This is a genomic window from Streptomyces sp. NPDC053367 (assembly GCF_044545925.1).
In the GTDB taxonomy this organism is placed as follows: domain Bacteria; phylum Actinomycetota; class Actinomycetes; order Streptomycetales; family Streptomycetaceae; genus Streptomyces.
Genome location: NZ_JBITYN010000010.1, coordinates 100,173 through 116,573 on the forward strand (window position 1 = coordinate 100,173; position 16,401 = coordinate 116,573).

Consider the following 16,401-nt stretch of genomic DNA (forward strand, 5'->3'; position numbering starts at 1 on the left):
TGACCGGTTGTGTCTGAGATGGGACCGCCGGCCGCCTCAAGAGGCGGTACTCTCCCGGGAGTTGACGCCCACCCCCCAGGAGGCGCTGTGTCCCCGAAGGAGCGGAGCGGCCTGCGCGGCTTCGCCGATCGGTGGCCGCTGCGCCGCAAGCTCGACGTGCTGCTCGGCGTCCCGCTCGCCGTCATCGCGCTGCTGCTGGCGTATCTCGTCACCGATCTGCTCCAGGAGTCCCGGCGCGCCCGCGAGGCGGCGCAGTTGGTGCGGGACAGCACCCAGGTGGCCCGGCTGGTGGACCGGCTGGAGGCCGAGCACCAGCAGGCGATCCTGCTGTCGGTGCGCCATGAGGCCGCCGAGGGCGTCTCCCCGCCCTCCGTCGCGGCCTACCGCGACGCGCAGAAGGTCGTGGACCGGCAGATCGCCGAGGTGCGCCGGGCGTTCGGGGACCGCCTGCCGCTCACCGAGGCGCAGGCCCTGCGCGAGGTCGAGGGCCTGGACGGACTGCGGGCCACCGTCGAGCAGGGCTATCTGCCGGCCGACAACATCGACCCGGCCTACGCGGGCGCCGCCCGGGGCCTCATCGACGGACTCGGCCTCGGCCGCGACCCCGCGCTAGCCGCCGGTGTCACCGGCAGCCTGCTGGACTCCCTGCTGCGCGCGGGTGCCGCGCACGGCTCCTTCGAGACCGGTGTCTTCGCCGCGAGCACCCGCGACTCCAACGCGCTCACCCAACTCCTCGCCGCCGTCGGCTCGTTCGAGCTGTACACCCACCAGGCCGACCGGTTCACCCGGCTGGCCACCGAGGAGCAGGCCGAGGAGCTGCGCGGCATGGAGCACAACAGCGCCCAGGCCGCCATCACCCTGACCTACGCCGAGCTGCGCATCGACCCGAGCGGGGTGCAGGCGGCGTCCCCGCCCGAGGTGCGCACCGCCTTCCGCCGGGCTCTCGCCGACTACCCCGACTACCGCGCGCAGGCCGGTGTCCGGCTCGGCGTCACCACCTCGCTGATCGGGCAGGTCGCCGACCGGGCCGACCGCGCCGCCACGGACGCCCAGTGGCGCGCGGGCCTGCTGCTCGGCCTCGCCGTGTTCGGCTGTCTCGCCTGGCTCGCCCTGTCGGTAGTCGTGCGCCGCTCGGTCGTACGCCCGGTCCGGTCCCTCACCGCGGCCGCGCGGGAGGTCGCCGAGGTCGCCGGGCGGGAACTGGCCCGGGTCGCCGACGACGACGCCGAGGACGAGAGCCCGCCGAAGCTGCGCGCGATGCCCGTCACCGCGCGCGACGAGATCGGCGAGCTCGCCGACGCCTTCAACCACGTGCAGACCACCGCGGCCGCCCTGCTGGAACGCCAGGTGCTCAGCCGCCGCAACGTCGCCGAGATGTTCGGCAACGTGGGCCGCCGGGTCAGCAACCTCACCACCCGGCAGCTCGCCCTCATCGACGCGGTCGAGCGCGGCGAGACCGACCCGGCGCTGCTCGAACGCCTCTACCGCATCGACCACATCGCGGTCCGGCTGCGCCGCAACGCCGACAGCCTGATGCTGCTGGCCGGCCTGCGCGAGACCGTCCTGGACTCCGGCCCGGTCCGGCTCAGCGACGTCGTACGGGCCGCGCTCGGGCAGATCGAGGGCTATCAGCGGGTCGCCCTGCACGCCGGTACCGAGGCTCTTGCGTCCCCGGACGTGTCCGGCGACCTGACCCTGATGGTGGCCGAACTCCTCGACAACGCCGTACGGTTCTCGCCCTCGGGCAGCCCGGTGGAAGTGACCGTCGCCGCCGGCGCGGACGGGGCGATCGTCACCGTCGCCGACCACGGCCTGGGCCTGAGCGCCGAGCGGCTGGCGGAGGAGAACGCCCGTCTCGTACGGCGTGAGCGGCTGGACCTCGTCCCCACCAAGGTGCTCGGCCTGTTCGTGGTCGGCACGCTGGCGCGCCGCTGGAGCATCGGCGTGACCCTGTCCCGCACCCGGGGCGGCGGCGTCACGGCGGAGGTGGCGGTACCGGGCGCACTGCTGGTGCCGGAGGGGCCGGGCGCGGGAGCGGGGGCCCCGGCGGAGACGGGGAGCTCGGCGCGCGTGGGCGGCTCGGCGGACGCGCACGTCTCTCGGGACACGGCGTCCGAGACGGTGGCGAGCGGTACGTCGGCCGAGGCCGGCCTGCCGTCGGGCCCGAGCCCTGCGACGGCGGGGGGCGGTTCGCGTACGGGTGCCGACGCGAATGCGGGTGCCGGTGCGGATGGGGATGCCGGTGCCGGCGCCGGTGAGGCGGCCTCGGTGGCTGCGCCGCGGCCCCCCGCCCAGGCCCCCGGCGCCGGGGACGGCCCCGTCCAGGACAACCCCCCGCTGCCCCGCCGTGTCCCGCGCCGTGCGGAGCCTGCCGGGGGCGAGGGCGGGGCCGCGCTGATCCCGAGGGCCCGCACCGAGGCCGGCCCGGCCCCGGGCACGGCCCTGCGGCGCCGGGTACGGGGTGCGTCCCTTCGTACGACCACGGCTCCCGAGGCCGGCCACCGGGCGCCCGGCCGGAGCGACGGCGGCCGCGACGGCGCGGGACCGGTCGACGCGGACGTCGTGCGCAGTGAGCTGGAGGAGTTCGAGGCCGCGGTGGAGCGCGCCCACCGTGACAGCGCCGGACAGAGTGGCAGCGCGCGTCCAGAGGCCGACCCCCCGGAAGGAGCGGAGCAGTGAGCACGTCCACAGGCGGCAGCCCGACGAGGGGCGCCGCACCAGAGGAACCGGCGGCACCGGAGGACCTGCGGGCGGCCGCGGCGGACTTCACCTGGCTGCTGAACCGGTTCGCGACGGAGACGGCGGGCGTGGTGGACGCCATCGCCGTGTCCTCCGACGGGCTGCTCATCGCGGTGGCCCAGCTGCGCGAGCGCGCCCACTCCGAGCGGCTCGCGGCGATCGTCTCGGGCCTGACAAGCCTCGCGGCGGGGGCGTCCGGCAACTACGGCCTCGGCGCGCTCAACAAGGTCATCATCGACCTGGAGGGCGGCCATGTGCTGGTCTCGGCGATCGGCTCCGGAGCCGTGCTCGGCGTGGTCGCCGACAAGGAGGCCAAGCTCGGCAACATCGCTTATGAGATGACCCTGTTCGCCAACCGCGCCGGTGCCGCGCTCAGCCCGCAGCTCGTGCTGGAGCTGAAGAACAGCGTCGGCGCGGTGCGGCCCGGCTGACGGACGGGAGGACGCAGACCCCCATGGCGGCGGACCGCGGCACCGGTGCGGAGGGACACCTGCCCGAGCCCGAGGGCCCTGTTCCCGCCGTACGGCCGTTCCTGCTGACCGCGGGCCGGGTGGCGCCCACCGCGACCGGCCGGCCGATGCCCGTCGAGACCCAGGTGGTGGCCACCGCGGACGGGCTCGCCGCGCTCGACGGGCTCTCCTTCGAGCGGCACGACATCGTCGCCGCCTGCCGGCAGCCGCTGTCCGTCGCGGAGCTCGCGGCCCGGCTGCGGCTGCATCTGAACGTCGTCCGGGTGCTGGCCGAAGACCTGCGCGCGGCCGGGCAGTTGACGGTGCACGTGCCCGACACGGCCGCCACCCACGACGCGTCCGTCCTGCGCCGGGTCATCGAGGGCCTGCGCGCCATCCCCGACTCCCGAGGGGCACTGCGTGACTCCGACTGAGCAGTTCGCCGGTTCCCCGGCCGGCCGGACCGCGGCCCGCCCGCCGCTGCCGGTGAAGCTGGTGATCGCGGGCGGGTTCGGCGTGGGCAAGACCACCGCCGTCGGCGCGATCTCCGAGATCGAGCCGCTGACCACCGAGGCCCCCATCACCGAGGTGGCGGCGGGCGTGGACGACCTCACCCACGTCCCGCGCAAGGCCACCACCACCGTGGCGATGGACTTCGGCTGCCTCACCATCGACCCCACGCTGAAGCTGTACCTGTTCGGCACGCCCGGCCAGGAGCGGTTCGGGTTCATGTGGGACGACATCACCGAGGGCGCGGTCGGCGCGCTGGTGGTCGTCGACACCCGCCGCCTGGACGACTGCTACGCCGCCGTCGACTACTTCGAGCACCGCGGCATCCCCTTCGCGGTCGCCGTCAACGCCTTCGACGGACGCGTCGAGCACACCCTGGAGGAGGTCCGCTGGGCCCTGGACGTCTCCGCGGGCGTCCCGGTCCTCGTCTTCGACGCCCGTGACCGCGGCTCGGTGCGTGACGCGCTGCTGGCCGTACTGGAAGTGGCCCTTGCCCGGCAGGAGGCCTGACCGCTCCCGGTAGGGCCTAGGCGCTTCTGCGCACCCCCGGTGACACGGCGAGCCGGCCCACCGCCCAGAACAGGGCGAGGGTCGCGAGGGCCAGGCCCGCGACCAGGGTGGCGCCGCCGACGACCTTCTCGTAGTCGCGCTGGTAGAGGCCGTCGATGATGTAACGGCCGAGGCCGCCGAAGCTGACGTACGCGGCGATGGTGGCCGTGGAGACGATCTGCACGGCGGCCGTGCGCAGCCCGCCGAGGACCAGCGGCAGCGCCTCGGGGAGCTCCACGCGCAGCATGATGTCCCGCTCGCGCATCCCCATGCCGCGGGCGGCGTCCACCGGGGCGGGGTCGACCGAGCGCACGGCCTCGTAGGTGGTCACCAGGATCGGCGGGACGGCCAGCACGACCAGCGGGACCATCACCGGGAGCATGCCGAAGCCCAGCGTCATGGTCAGCAGCACCAGCAGGCCGAAGGTGGGCAGGGCGCGCCCCGCGGTGGCGATCAGGGCGAGGACGTTGCCGCCGCGGCCGTAGTGGCCGGTGACCAGCCCGACCGGGAGCCCGATCGCGGCGGCGAGCGCCAGCGCCTGGAGGGTGTACCGGATGTGCTCGGCCAGCCGGGTGGGGATGCCGTCGTAGCCGTGCCAGTGGGCGCCGTCGCTGAAGAAGGCGCGGGCGAAGTCGAGGATGTTCACCGGCCGTTGTCCTTCCCGGAGTGGGCCCCTCGTGGCATCCAGGGGGTCAGCAGGGCGCGTACGGCGACCAGTGCGGCGTCGGCGAGGACGGCGAGGGCGGCCATGGTGAGCACGGCGTTCCAGGCGAGCTCGGGCCGGTTGTAGATGCTCGCGTCGTGCAGCAGGTTCCCGAGGGCGCCCTGGTTGCCGATCAGCATGCCGACGCTGACGAGGGAGATGCTGGAGACGGTCGCCACCCGCAGTCCGGCGATGATCGCGGGCACCGCGATCGGCAACTGCACCTGTGCGTAACGGCGCAGCGGCCCGAAGCCCATCGCCTCGGCGGCGGCGAGTGTCTCCGGCGGCACCGAGCGCACCCCGTCGACGATCGCCGGGACGAGGACGACGAGGGTGTACACGGTGAGCGGGATCATCACCGTCAGCTCGCTCTGGCCGGTGTAGTCGATGAGGACGACGAAGAAGGCCAGCGAGGGGATGGCGTAGAGCACGGTCGTCACCGCGAGCACGGGCGCGTACAACCAGCGCAGGCGCACGCAGAGTTGGGCCAGCGGCAGCGCGAGCAGCAGCCCGGCGAGGACCGGCAGCAGCGCCTCGCGCAGATGCAGTCCGATCAGCCCGGCCCAGCTGTGCTGAAGGTCGCTGGGGATGTCGAAGAAGCGGTTCATCGGGCGACCTTGGCGTCGCTGCGGCCGTACGCCCCGGCCCCGCCGTCCCGGCCGGCCGCGTGGGCGCCGCGGATGGCCTCGCCGATGGCCGTCTGGGAGACGACACCGACGGCACGGCCCTCGGCGTCCACGGCGACGGCCCAGCCGGTCGGCGACAGCACGGCGCAGTCGAGGGCCGCGCGCAGCGAGTCCTCCCCCGGCACGAACGGCCTCCCGTACGACAGGAGCCGGCCGGTGTCGATCTCCCCCGCGACCAGCTCGCCCCGCTCGCCCCAGCCGAGCGGCCGGCCGTCCAGGTCGGTGACGAGGAGGTAGGGGAAGTCGGCGCCGTCCCGGGCGGCGAGCTGTTCGGCGGTGGAGTCGACGGCGACGATCGGCGCGGTGAGCAGGCCGAGTCCGGCGGAGCCGAAGAAGGACAGCCTGCGGATGCCGCGGTCTGCGCCGAGGAAGTCCTCCACGAAGGCGTCGGCGGGGTGCGAGAGCAGCTCGGCGGGCGGGGCGAACTGGGCGAGCCGGCCGCCGGTGCGCAGCACGGCCACCATGGTGCCGAGCTTGACGGCCTCGTCGATGTCATGGGTGACGAAGACGATCGTCTTGCCCAACTCGTCCTGGAGCCTGAGGAGTTCGTCCTGGAGCTGCTTGCGCACCACGGGGTCGACGGCGGAGAACGGCTCGTCCATCAGCAGTACCGGCGGGTCGGCTGCCAACGCCCTTGCGACGCCGACGCGTTGCTGCTGTCCACCGGAGAGCTGGTAGGGGTAGCGCCGGGCGAGCGCGGCGTCCAGGCCGACCCGTTCCATGAGGTCGCGGGCGCGCTCGCGGGACTTGGCCCGGCCCCAGCCGAGCAGCCGGGGCACGGTGGCGATGTTGTCGAGGATGGTCCGGTGCTGGAACAGGCCGGCGTTCTGGATGACGTAACCCATGGACCGGCGGAGGGCGTTGACGGGCTGCTGCCGGATGTCGACCCCGTCCAGCTCGATCGTGCCGTCGGTGGGCTCGATCATGCGGTTGATCATGCGCAGGGTCGTCGTCTTGCCGCAGCCGGAGGGGCCCACCAGGACCGTGATCGCGCGGTCGGGTATGTCGAGGGAGAGCCGGTCGACCGCCACGGTGCCGTCCGGGTACCGCTTGGTGACTGAATCCATCCGTATCAAGACGGGGACCCTCCGGTGATGGGGCAGCGGGTTGTCGCCGGGTGAGTCTAGACCGCGGGTGTTGCGGCGGTGTGGACACGTGTCCCGTGACTGCCCGGCACCCACGCGTCCGCGGTCACCGAGATCACGGAACTGGCCGGCCGCGGCCACGCCCTGACGATCGACCACGGCTGGCGCGAAGCGGCGGACACCGCCCTGTCGTCCGGGAAGCGGTTCACCCGGTGACCCGCCCGCCGGTGCCCGCCCTGCCCGGGGTCAGTCCGCGTCCGGCGCCAGACGCAGCGCGATGCTGTTGATGCAGTAGCGCTGGTCCGTCGGCGTCGGATAGCCCTCGCCCTCGAAGACGTGCCCGAGATGGGATCCGCAGCGGGCGCAGCGCACCTCGGTGCGGACCATCCCGTGCGAACGGTCCTCGATCAGTTCCACCGCCTCGGAGTCCCGCGGGTCGTAGAAGCTCGGCCAGCCGCAGTGCGACTCGAACTTGGTGTCCGAGGTGAACAGCTCCGCGCCGCAGGCGCGACAGGAGTAGACGCCCTTGGTCCGGGTGTCGGTGTACTCACCGGTGAACGCGGGCTCGGTGGCGGCCTGCCGCAGCACCGCGTACTCGGACGGGGTCAGCTCCGCGCGCCACTGCTCGTCCGGCTTCTCGACGTCGTACGACATGAGCCCCTCACTTCCGGGATGCGTGGGATCACTGGGCCAGACGGTCCAGGATGCGCGGGCCGAGGTCGGTGACGTCGCCCGCGCCCATGGTGAGAACAAGATCCCCCGGCTTGGCCATTCCCGCCACCGTCTCGGGCACCTCGCCCTTGTCGGACACGGCGGTGACGTCGGCTCCGGCCGCCCGCGCGGCCTCGATGATCAGCTCGCTGGTGACGCCGGGGATCGGGTCCTCGCGGGCCGGGTAGATGTCGAGGACCACCGACGCGTCGGCGAGCGCCAGCGCCTGGCCCATCTCCTTGCCCAGCTCCTGGGTGCGGGAGAACAGGTGGGGCTGGAAGACGACCAGGATGCGCGCGTCCCCGGCCGCGGCCCGCATCGCCTCCAGGTCGGCGGTCATCTCGGTCGGGTGGTGCGCGTAGGAGTCGATCACCTGCACGCCGTTCGCCTCGCCCTTGAGCTGCAGACGCCGCTTGACGCCGGTGTACGCGGCCAGCGCCGGCGCCAGCTCGGCGGCGGGGACGCCCAGCGCCACGCCCGCCGCCAGGGCGGCGACGGCGTTGTGCGCGTAGTGCCGGCCCGGGACGGACACCGTGAAGGTGAGCTCCTCGCCGTCCAGCAGGACGGTGACCTCGCTCTTGAGCCCCTGCGGCACGACGGACAGCACCCGCACGTCCGCGTCCGCCGCCTCCCCGTACGTCACGGTCCGCACGGTGCCCGCGACCCGCCGGGTCAGCTCCCGCGCGCCCTCGTGGTCTGCGGAGATCACCAGCGTGCCGCCGGGCACGATCCGGTCCGCGAAGGTCTGGAAGGACTCGTAGATCTCGTCCATGGACGCGTAGTTCGCGTGGTGGTCGAGCTCCACGTTGAGCACGATCGCCACCTCGGGCGCGTACTTGTGGAAGCTGCGGTCGCTTTCGTCCGCCTCGGCGACGAAGATCTCCCCGTCGCCGTGCAGGGCGTTGGAGCCGGGCGCGTCCAGGTCGCCGCCGATGGCGTACGACGGCTCACGGCCCAGCTCGCTCAGGGACACCGCCAGCATCGAGGTGGTGGTCGTCTTGCCGTGGGTGCCCGCGACCGCGATCGGCCTGAGGCCCTCCATCAGCGCCGCGAGCGCGTCGGACCGGTGCACCACCGGAATTCCCAGCTCCGCCGCCCGCGCCAGCTCCGGGTTGTCCGCCCGGATCGCCGACGACACCACGACGCAGCTCGCGTCGTCCGCCAGGTGCTCGGCCGCGTGCCCGATGTGCACGGTGGCGCCGAGCGCCCGCAGCGCCTCCGCGGTCGCCGACTCCTTGGCGTCGCTCCCGGCGACCCGGGCCCCGCGCTGGGCGAGGATCTTCGCGATCCCGGACATCCCGGCCCCGCCGATACCGATGAAGTGCGGCCGCTCCATGGCGGAAGGGATGCCGGGTGCCATGCGAGATCTCCAAGGAAGTGGTGCGTACGAGACTGAAGCGCTCCCAGCCTATTGCCTGGCGGGAGGGCGCCGGCCCGGGGGCGCGGGCTGCGGCGGTCCGCGGCGCCGCCGCGCGGGCGCGGCGGGCCGGCACCGGTCGCCCCGCGCCCGCGTCCGGCGCCGCACGGGCCCCGCGCGGTTACGCCTTGCTGTGCGAGAACAGCTTCAGCACCGGCACCCCCACCTTGTGCCGGGCCCGGGAAGCCCAGTCCCGGTGGAAGAACTCCTCCACGTAGTGGGGGTCGGTCAGCACGATGACCTCATCGGCCCCCACCTCGGCGACCAGGCCCTTCAGCGCCTCCAGGGGGTGGTCGTCCACGAGCCGCCCCTCCGCCTCGGACCCCGCGGCGCGCAGTGCCGTCAGGGACACCTCCAGCGCCTTCTCGCCGACGGTCATCGCCACCTCGCCCTCCGGCGTGGAGCCCTCCCGCACCGCCTCGTCGATCTCTCCGAGGGCGATGTCGTCGATGGCCCGCAGCAGCCGGTCCGCCTGCTCCCCGCGCGGCTGGAGGAGCACGTGGAAGGAGACCTGCTCGTCCCCGTGCAAGGTCGTGACGAACTCCACGTCGGCGGACGTCAGGGCCTTCTCGATCATCAAAACGCTTGTGAACACCAGCGCCCCTTCTTGTTCGAGGGCCCCGTGGGCCCTCCGTCCTGCGTGGGCCGTGCACGGCCCTGCGGAAACCATCCTGCCCCGTGATCGCACGGGTACTGCCGGTCTAAGTTTGCCCAGCGGAAGCTAAACGGAACGACACATTCCGCTGATTTCACGACCGACGGTAGCGACTGAACAGGAACCCGGCCTCTTCCAGCAGGGACACGAGTTCGAAGTGGCGCGGAACGGTCACGGACGGGCCCCCCGCGATCCGCTGCGCGTCGCCCGCGGTGAGCATCGGCGAGACGGTCAGGCACAGCTCGTCGAGTACGCCGGCGGCGACCAGCTGGCCCAGCAGCCGCGGCCCTCCCTCCGTCAGCAGCCGCGTGTGGCCGAGCCCGGCCAGCACCTGCACGGCACGCACCGGGTCCACGCCCATTCCGTCGCCGGCGATCACCACCCGGGCGCCGGCCTTCTCGGCGGCGGCCCTGCGGTCGGGCGCGGCGGCCGCGCCGGTGAGGACGAGCGTGGGTACGGCCGGTGAGGTGAACAGCGGCAGCGAGAAGTCCAGGTCCAGGCTCGCGGTGACCACGGCGATCGCGGGCGCGGGGCCCTGACCTGCGGCCTCGCGCGCGGCGGCGAACTCCTCACGCACGCGTGCCGGACGGTATCCCTCCTGGCGTACCGTTTCAGCACCGACGACGATCACATCGGCCAGCGCCCGCAGCGTGCCGAAGATCCGCATGTCGGTCGCGTTGGAGATGGGCTGCGAGCGGCCCTCGTGCTGGGCCGCGCCGTCGAGCGTGGAGACCATGTTGGCCCGCAGCCACGCCTCGGGGCCGCCGGGGCCGGTCGCCGGGTAGGCGTAGGCGGCGGCGAGCTCGCCGAGGCTCCACTCGTGGTCGCCCCCTTCCGGCGTCTTCGAGGCCGGGTCCGGGGCCGGGGCTGCTGTTTCGTCGGTCACAGGGAACAGGCGTCGCATGTTCCGCAGTGTTCCACGCCGCTTAAGCTGGGGAACCGTGTCGTCCTCCACCGCCTCCTCCGGCCTCCGTCCGATAGCCGACGCGGCTCCGCTGTCCCTGTGCGCCCGCGAGCCGCACGTCCCGGCGGACCGGCTGGTCGCCGAGATGGTGCCGCCGCCGCGGTTCGACTCGGTGCGCTTCAGCACGTACATCCCGGACCCGAACCAGCCCAGCCAGACCGAGGCCGTCCGCGTCCTCGAGGACTTCGCGGCCGGACTGGGCGGAGCGCACGCCACCGGCGCCGGGCGGCGCGGCTTCTTCGGCTTCGGCAGGGCGAGGACGCCCAAGGCCCCGGCGGGCCCGCGCGGCGTCTACCTGGACGGCGGCTACGGCGTCGGCAAGACCCACCTGCTGGCCTCCCTGTGGCACGCCACCCCGGCGGAGCCCTCCCTGAAGGCCTTCGGCACCTTCGTGGAGCTGACCAACCTGGTCGGCGCGCTCGGATTCCAGCAGACGGTGAAGACCCTCTCCGGCCACCGCCTGCTGTGCATCGACGAGTTCGAGCTGGACGACCCGGGCGACACCGTCCTGGTCTCCACCCTCCTCGGCAAGCTGGTCGAGGCGGGTGTCGCGCTCGCGGCCACCTCCAACACCCTGCCGGGCAAGCTCGGCGAGGGCCGGTTCGCGGCGGCCGACTTCCTGCGCGAGATCCAGGGCCTGTCGGCCCACTTCCGCCCCCTGCGCATCGACGGCGAGGACTACCGCCACCGCGGCCTGCCCGAGGCGCCGGCGCCGTACTCCGACGAGCAGGTGACGAAGGCCGCCTACGCCACCCCGGGCGCCTCGCTCGACGACTTCCCGCACCTGCTGGAGCACCTCGCCCGGGTCCACCCCAGCCGCTACGGCGCGCTGACCGACGACCTCGAGGCGGTCTGCCTCACCGGCGTGGCGCCCGTCCCGGACCAGTCGACGGCGCTGCGGCTGGTCGTCCTGGCCGACCGGCTCTACGACCGCGAGGTGCCGGTGCTGGCCTCGGGGCTGCCGTTCGACCGGCTGTTCAGCGAGGAGATGCTGAACGGCGGCTACCGGAAGAAGTACTTCCGGGCCATCTCCCGTCTGACCGCGCTGGCCCGCGACGCCAAGCGCCTCGTGGAGCACTGACGCGAGGTTCCGGCCCGCGTCACGGCTCGCGCCACGGCTCGCGTCCCGGCTCGCGTCCCGGCTCGAGCGCGGCTCACGCACCGACCGACGCGGTGGACCGAGTGCCGACGGCGCCCTTCAGCGAGCCGACGGATTTTCGGAACATCAGATAATCCGCCTGCTCAAGGGCGGGTTCAGGCCACCGAGCCGCGCTCCTGCGGCGCTTTCTGGTCGGAAACATGGCGTTCACCCTGCAAGCGACTTTGCACGGCTAACGTGTTTCTTGACCATCTGTTGACCAACCATTGGGACGCGGCATACTGCTTTGCCGTGCCTCCAGGAGGCCAACCATGCAACCCCTCATCGACAACGCCCGTACGTTCGGACAGCGCCCTGAGGAGTTCGCCAGGCTCGCCGAGGGCCAGTCGCCCACCGTTCTCTTCATCACCTGCTCCGACTCCAGGGTCGTACCGGCCCTGATCACCGGAGCGGGCCCCGGCGAGCTGTTCGAGCTGCGCACCGCGGGCAACATCGTCCCGCCCCACGACCCCCACCGCCCCACCGCCGAGGCGGCCACCATCGAGTACGCCGTGGACGTGCTGGGCGTCCAGGACGTCGTCGTCTGCGGCCACTCGCACTGCGGAGCGGTCGGGGCGCTGGTCCGCGGCGACGACCTCGACGCGGTGCCCGCCGTGCGCGACTGGCTGGCGCACGCGGCCGGGGAACCGGCCGCCGCGGACCGCGACGACCCCACCGTCGCCGACGCGGTGCAGCACCACGTCCTCGCCCAGCTGATGCGGCTGCGTTCCTACCCCTGTGTGGAACGGGCCCTGGCCGAAGGGCGGTTGCGCACCCACGCCTGGTACTACGAGGTGCACACCGGGGCCGTGCGCGAACACCGCGCCGAGTCCGACGCCTTCGAGGCTCTGTGAGGCCACCGTGTCCATACACCCCCACATGAAGAACCCCCACCTCAAGCAGGACTTCCTCGCCTCGCTCGTGGTGTTCCTGGTCGCTCTCCCCCTCTGCGTCGGCGTGGCCGTCGCCTCCGGTGTGCCGGCCGAACTGGGCCTGGTCACCGGCATCGTGGGCGGCCTGGTCACCGGTGTGATGCGCGGCAGCAGCCTGCAGGTGTCCGGCCCGGCGGCCGGGCTGACCGTGCTGGTCTTCGAGGCCGTCTCCGAGTTCGGCCTGGCCGCGCTCGGCGTGATGGTGCTCGCCACCGGCCTGCTGCAGATCCTCATGGGCGGCCTGAAGCTGGGCCGCTGGTTCCGTGCGATATCCGTCTCCGTCGTCGAGGGCATGCTGGCCGGTATCGGCCTGGTCCTCATCGCCGGACAGCTGTACGCGCTCTCCGACGCCAAGGCCCCCTCCTCGGGCCTGGAGAAGATCGCCGGTGTCCCCGAGGCGTTGGCGGACGCCTTCGGGGACACCGCGTCGCTCACCTCGCTGGCGCTGGGCGCGGGCACGATCGCCGTACTGGTGCTGTGGCCGCGGCTGCCCGGCCGGGTGCGTGCCGTGCCCGGTCCGCTCGCCGCGGTGGGCCTCGCCACCCTGGCCTCGGTGACCCTCAGCCTGCCGGTGGCCACGGTCGAGGTGCACGGCCTGTTCGACTCGGTGCGGCTGCCGTCCCTGGGCACGCTGGGCGATCTGGCCGACCCCGGGATGCTCGCCACCATCGTCGCGTTCACCATGATCGCTTCCGCGGAGTCGCTGTTCAGCGCCGCCGCCGTGGACCGGATGCACTCCGGACCGCGCACCGAGTACGACAAGGAACTCGTCGCACAGGGCGCGGGCAACGCCGTCAGCGGTCTGCTCGGCGCCCTGCCGCTGACCGCGGTCATCGTGCGCAGTTCCGCCAACGTCCAGGCGGGCGCGCGCACCAAGGCCTCCCGGGTCATGCACGGTCTGTGGCTGCTGCTGTTCGCCGCCCTGCTGCCGCAGGCGCTGGCCCACATACCGATCGCGGCCCTGGCGGGCATCCTGATCCACGCCGGCGCCAAGCTGATACCCGTGCGCGCGCTCGTGCCGCTGTGGCGCGAGAGCCGCGGCGAGGCGGTCATCCTGGCGGTGACGGCCCTGGCGATCGTCTCGGTCAGCATGTTCGAGGGCGTGCTCATCGGCCTGGGCCTGGCCGTCGTGAAGACCGCCTGGGAGGCCTCGAACCTCCGCCTGGAGGTCGTCGACAAGGGCGCAGGCCCCGTCCAGGTGCACCTGTCGGGCAACGCGACCTTCCTCAGACTGCCGAAGATGCTCGACAGCCTGGAGGCGCTGCCCCAGGACCGGCCGGTGGAGCTGGACCTGTCCGGGCTGCACCACCTGGACCACGCCTTCCGTACGGCACTCCAGGGCTGGTCCGAGCGGCACAGCGTGACCAGCGCCGAGCCGGTGAAGGTCACCGCCGCCGCCTCCGCCCCGGTGGAGGCCCCGCACCCCGAGCCAGCGCTGAACCGCCCCGAACCCGCCTGAACCCGCCGGAGACCCGCCGGGGCCCCGCACGGCCCCGCCCCTGCCCGGTCCGCGCCCTCTCATGGCCCCGGACCGGGCACCGGGCATATCGTGACAGGAGCAGTCAGTCCACGCCTCCGGGCGAGGAGGTCGTCATGCTCGAGGAGCTGGTGGCGGTGGCCGCGGGGGCGGGTGCGGCGGGTCTGGTGTATCTCGCGGCGGCGGCCCGGGTGGTCAAGCAGTACGAACGCGGGGTGGTGTTCCGGCTGGGCCGGCTGCGCGGCACGCCCCGCGCCCCGGGGCTGACGCTGATCGTCCCGGCGGTCGACCGGATCCGGAAGGTCAATCTGCAGATCGTGACCATGCCCATCCCGGCACAGGAGGGCATCACCCGGGACAACGTCACCGTGCGGGTGGACGCGGTCGTGTACTTCAAGGTCGTCGACGCCGCGGCCGCGATCGTCAACGTCGAGGACTACCGGTTCGCGGTCTCCCAGATGGCGCAGACCTCGCTCAGGTCCATCATCGGCAAGAGCGAGCTGGACGATCTGCTGTCCAACCGCGAGAAGCTCAACGAGGGCCTGGAACTGATGATCGACAGCCCGGCCGTCGGCTGGGGCGTGCAGATCGACCGTGTCGAGATCAAGGACGTGTCGCTGCCCGACACGATGAAGCGTTCGATGGCCCGTCAGGCCGAGGCCGACCGGGAGCGACGCGCCCGGGTGATCAACGCGGACGCCGAGCTCCAGGCGTCGAGGAAGCTCGCCGAGGCCGCCCAGCAGATGTCCGAGACCCCGGCGGCACTCCAACTGCGCCTGCTGCAGACCATCGTGGCGGTCGCGGCGGAGAAGAACTCGACACTGGTCCTGCCGTTCCCGGTGGAGCTGCTGAGGTTCCTGGAAAAGGCACAACAGGGGCCACCGGACCGGTGACTCCAGCGACGCGCGTAGTTCCCGCGGGGCCCTGTGGGTGATAGACACGGCTGGTCAGTCCTGTCCGCCAACAGGAAGGCTGCACCATGTCCATGACCCGTCGTCAGGCGCTCGCCCGTTCCGGCGCCCTGGGAGCCGGTATCGCCTTCACCGGAGCCCTCTCCGAGCTGTTCGCCGGTACGGCCGCCGCCGCCCCGGGCCTCGGCCGGCAGGGCTACGGCCCGCTCGTGCCCGACCCCAGGGGCCTGCTCGACCTGCCGGAAGGTTTCCGCTATCGCGTGCTCTCCCGCGAGGGCGACCAGCTGCGCTCCGGCGAGGGCCGGGTGCCCTCCAACCACGACGGCATGACCGCCCTGCCCGGCAGAGGCGGCCGCGTCCACCTCGTCCGCAACCACGAGAACCGCGTCACCGGCCGTATCGCCGTCCCCACCGTCCCCGGTCTGACGTACGACCCGATGGGCCTGGGCGGCTGTACGACGCTCACCCTCGACTCCCGCAACCGCGTCCTCGCCGAGCGGGTCTCGATCGCCGGCACGGCCGTCAACTGCGCCGGCGGACCCACCCCGTGGCGCACCTGGCTGACCTGCGAGGAGACGGAGGACAAGGCAGGCACCAACGGCTACACCAAGGACCACGGCTTCATCTTCGAGGTGGACCCGGTGGACCCCCACCGCAGCGGCGCGGTGCCGCTGACCGCGATGGGCCGCTTCGCGCACGAGGCCATCGCGGTCGACCCCGGCCGCGGCGTCGTGTACGAGACGGAGGACGCCTTCCAGAAGCCGTTCGGCCTGTTCTACCGCTTCCTGCCGGAGAAGCCGCTCGGCGGCCTCGGCTCGCTGCGTGCCGGCGGCCGGCTCCAGGCGATGCGGGTGCCCGGCGTACCGGACCTGTCGGTGGTCCAGGAGGCGGGCACCTCCTTCAACGGCGTGCAGTGGGTGGACGTACCCGACCCGCTGGCCAAGACGACGCCCATCCGGCTGCAGGACTTCGGGCCGGGCGGCATCACCCACGCGCAGAAGCTGGAGGGCTGCTACTGGGGCGGGCAGTGCGTGTACTTCGTGTCGTCGTTCGCGCGCCGGAGCAACGGCTCGGGGGCCGACCACTACGGCCAGGTCTGGCGCTACGCCCCCCGGCGCCGCCGCCTCACCCTGGTGATCGCCTTCGGCCCGGACACCGATGTGCAGCTGCCCGGCGAGTCCCCGGACAACATCTGCCTCGCCCCGAGCGGCGGTCTGATGGTGTGCGAGGACGGCAGCGGCGCCCAGCACGTCTACGGCGTCACCCGCAGCGGCGAGGTCTACGCCATGGCCCGCAACCGCCAGAACATCGGCACGGCCGAGGAACCGGACTGGTCCGAGTTCGCCGGCGTCACCTTCTCCCCCGACGGCGAGACGATGTACGTCAACTGCTACACCCCCGGCACGACGTTCGCCGTGACGGGACCCTGGAACCACTGACCAGGCACCACTGACCGCCCCCGTGGCGGGCCCGGG

At 73.0% G+C, this 16,401-nt stretch carries 16 protein-coding genes; 9 read left to right on the plus strand and 7 right to left on the minus strand.

The genetic code is table 11. The features are described 5' to 3' along the window. Positions 1–18 precede the first annotated feature (18 nt). The 4 genes from ACIGXJ_RS27260 to ACIGXJ_RS27275 are packed head-to-tail and all read left to right on the plus strand — an operon-like array spanning position 19 to position 4,208. On the plus strand, positions 19–2,679 hold the full coding sequence (locus tag ACIGXJ_RS27260) for an ATP-binding protein (protein ID WP_399650993.1): 2,661 nt from the start codon (positions 19–21) through the stop codon (positions 2,677–2,679). After that, positions 2,676–3,170 (plus strand): roadblock/LC7 domain-containing protein, encoded by a 495-nt coding sequence (locus tag ACIGXJ_RS27265; protein ID WP_399650435.1) that lies wholly within the window; start codon positions 2,676–2,678, stop codon positions 3,168–3,170. The genes ACIGXJ_RS27260 and ACIGXJ_RS27265 overlap by 4 nt, the downstream gene beginning before the upstream one ends. 23 nt (positions 3,171–3,193) lie before the next feature. After that, positions 3,194–3,622: a DUF742 domain-containing protein gene (locus ACIGXJ_RS27270; RefSeq protein WP_399650438.1), complete on the plus strand. Its 429-nt coding sequence runs from the start codon at positions 3,194–3,196 to the stop codon at positions 3,620–3,622. Next, positions 3,609–4,208 (plus strand): GTP-binding protein, encoded by a 600-nt coding sequence (locus tag ACIGXJ_RS27275; RefSeq protein ID WP_399650441.1) that lies wholly within the window; start codon positions 3,609–3,611, stop codon positions 4,206–4,208. The genes ACIGXJ_RS27270 and ACIGXJ_RS27275 overlap by 14 nt, the downstream gene beginning before the upstream one ends. A gap of 16 nt (positions 4,209–4,224) precedes the next feature. Here ACIGXJ_RS27275 and ACIGXJ_RS27280 read toward each other — a convergent pair whose 3' ends face one another. From ACIGXJ_RS27280 to ACIGXJ_RS27310, 7 genes are all read right to left on the minus strand, one after another. Continuing rightward, positions 4,225–4,893 (minus strand): ABC transporter permease, encoded by a 669-nt coding sequence (locus tag ACIGXJ_RS27280; RefSeq protein WP_399650444.1) that lies wholly within the window; start codon positions 4,891–4,893, stop codon positions 4,225–4,227. Then, a complete protein-coding gene (locus ACIGXJ_RS27285; protein WP_399650447.1) occupies positions 4,890–5,558 on the minus strand; it encodes an ABC transporter permease in 669 nt (222 codons plus the stop codon). Before ACIGXJ_RS27285 ends, ACIGXJ_RS27280 begins: the two co-directional genes overlap by 4 nt. Continuing rightward, on the minus strand, positions 5,555–6,712 hold the full coding sequence (locus tag ACIGXJ_RS27290) for an ABC transporter ATP-binding protein (protein ID WP_399650450.1): 1,158 nt from the start codon (positions 6,710–6,712) through the stop codon (positions 5,555–5,557). The genes ACIGXJ_RS27285 and ACIGXJ_RS27290 overlap by 4 nt, the downstream gene beginning before the upstream one ends. A gap of 255 nt (positions 6,713–6,967) precedes the next feature. Next, on the minus strand, positions 6,968–7,375 hold the full coding sequence (gene msrB, locus ACIGXJ_RS27295) for a peptide-methionine (R)-S-oxide reductase MsrB (RefSeq protein WP_399650452.1): 408 nt from the start codon (positions 7,373–7,375) through the stop codon (positions 6,968–6,970). 28 nt (positions 7,376–7,403) lie between these two features. Next, positions 7,404–8,792, minus strand: coding sequence for a UDP-N-acetylmuramate--L-alanine ligase (gene murC, locus ACIGXJ_RS27300; RefSeq protein WP_399650455.1), 1,389 nt, complete (start codon positions 8,790–8,792; stop codon positions 7,404–7,406). A 178-nt stretch (positions 8,793–8,970) separates the two neighbouring features. Beyond that, positions 8,971–9,444, minus strand: a complete 474-nt coding sequence (locus ACIGXJ_RS27305; protein ID WP_399650458.1) for an indole-3-glycerol phosphate synthase — start codon at positions 9,442–9,444, stop codon at positions 8,971–8,973. A gap of 154 nt (positions 9,445–9,598) precedes the next feature. Beyond that, entirely contained in the window at positions 9,599–10,408 is an 810-nt protein-coding gene (locus ACIGXJ_RS27310; RefSeq protein ID WP_399650461.1) for a pyrimidine reductase family protein, read from the minus strand. A gap of 37 nt (positions 10,409–10,445) precedes the next feature. Between ACIGXJ_RS27310 and zapE the strand changes: the two genes are divergently transcribed. The 5 genes from zapE (at position 10,446) to ACIGXJ_RS27335 (ending at position 16,365) form a co-directional block, all read left to right on the plus strand. Continuing rightward, positions 10,446–11,549, plus strand: a complete 1,104-nt coding sequence (zapE, locus tag ACIGXJ_RS27315; RefSeq protein WP_399650464.1) for a cell division protein ZapE — start codon at positions 10,446–10,448, stop codon at positions 11,547–11,549. Positions 11,550–11,878: 329 nt separating this feature from the next. After that, positions 11,879–12,460, plus strand: coding sequence for a carbonic anhydrase (locus tag ACIGXJ_RS27320; protein ID WP_399650467.1), 582 nt, complete (start codon positions 11,879–11,881; stop codon positions 12,458–12,460). A gap of 25 nt (positions 12,461–12,485) precedes the next feature. After that, a complete protein-coding gene (locus ACIGXJ_RS27325) occupies positions 12,486–13,997 on the plus strand; it encodes a SulP family inorganic anion transporter (protein WP_399650471.1) in 1,512 nt (503 codons plus the stop codon). A gap of 134 nt (positions 13,998–14,131) precedes the next feature. Further along, a complete protein-coding gene (locus tag ACIGXJ_RS27330; protein ID WP_399650474.1) occupies positions 14,132–14,908 on the plus strand; it encodes a slipin family protein in 777 nt (258 codons plus the stop codon). Positions 14,909–14,994: 86 nt separating this feature from the next. Further along, positions 14,995–16,365 carry an alkaline phosphatase PhoX gene (locus ACIGXJ_RS27335; RefSeq protein ID WP_399650476.1) on the plus strand — a complete coding sequence of 457 codons (1,371 nt, stop codon included), beginning with the start codon at positions 14,995–14,997 and terminating at the stop codon, positions 16,363–16,365. The last annotated feature ends 36 nt before the right edge of the window (positions 16,366–16,401 follow it).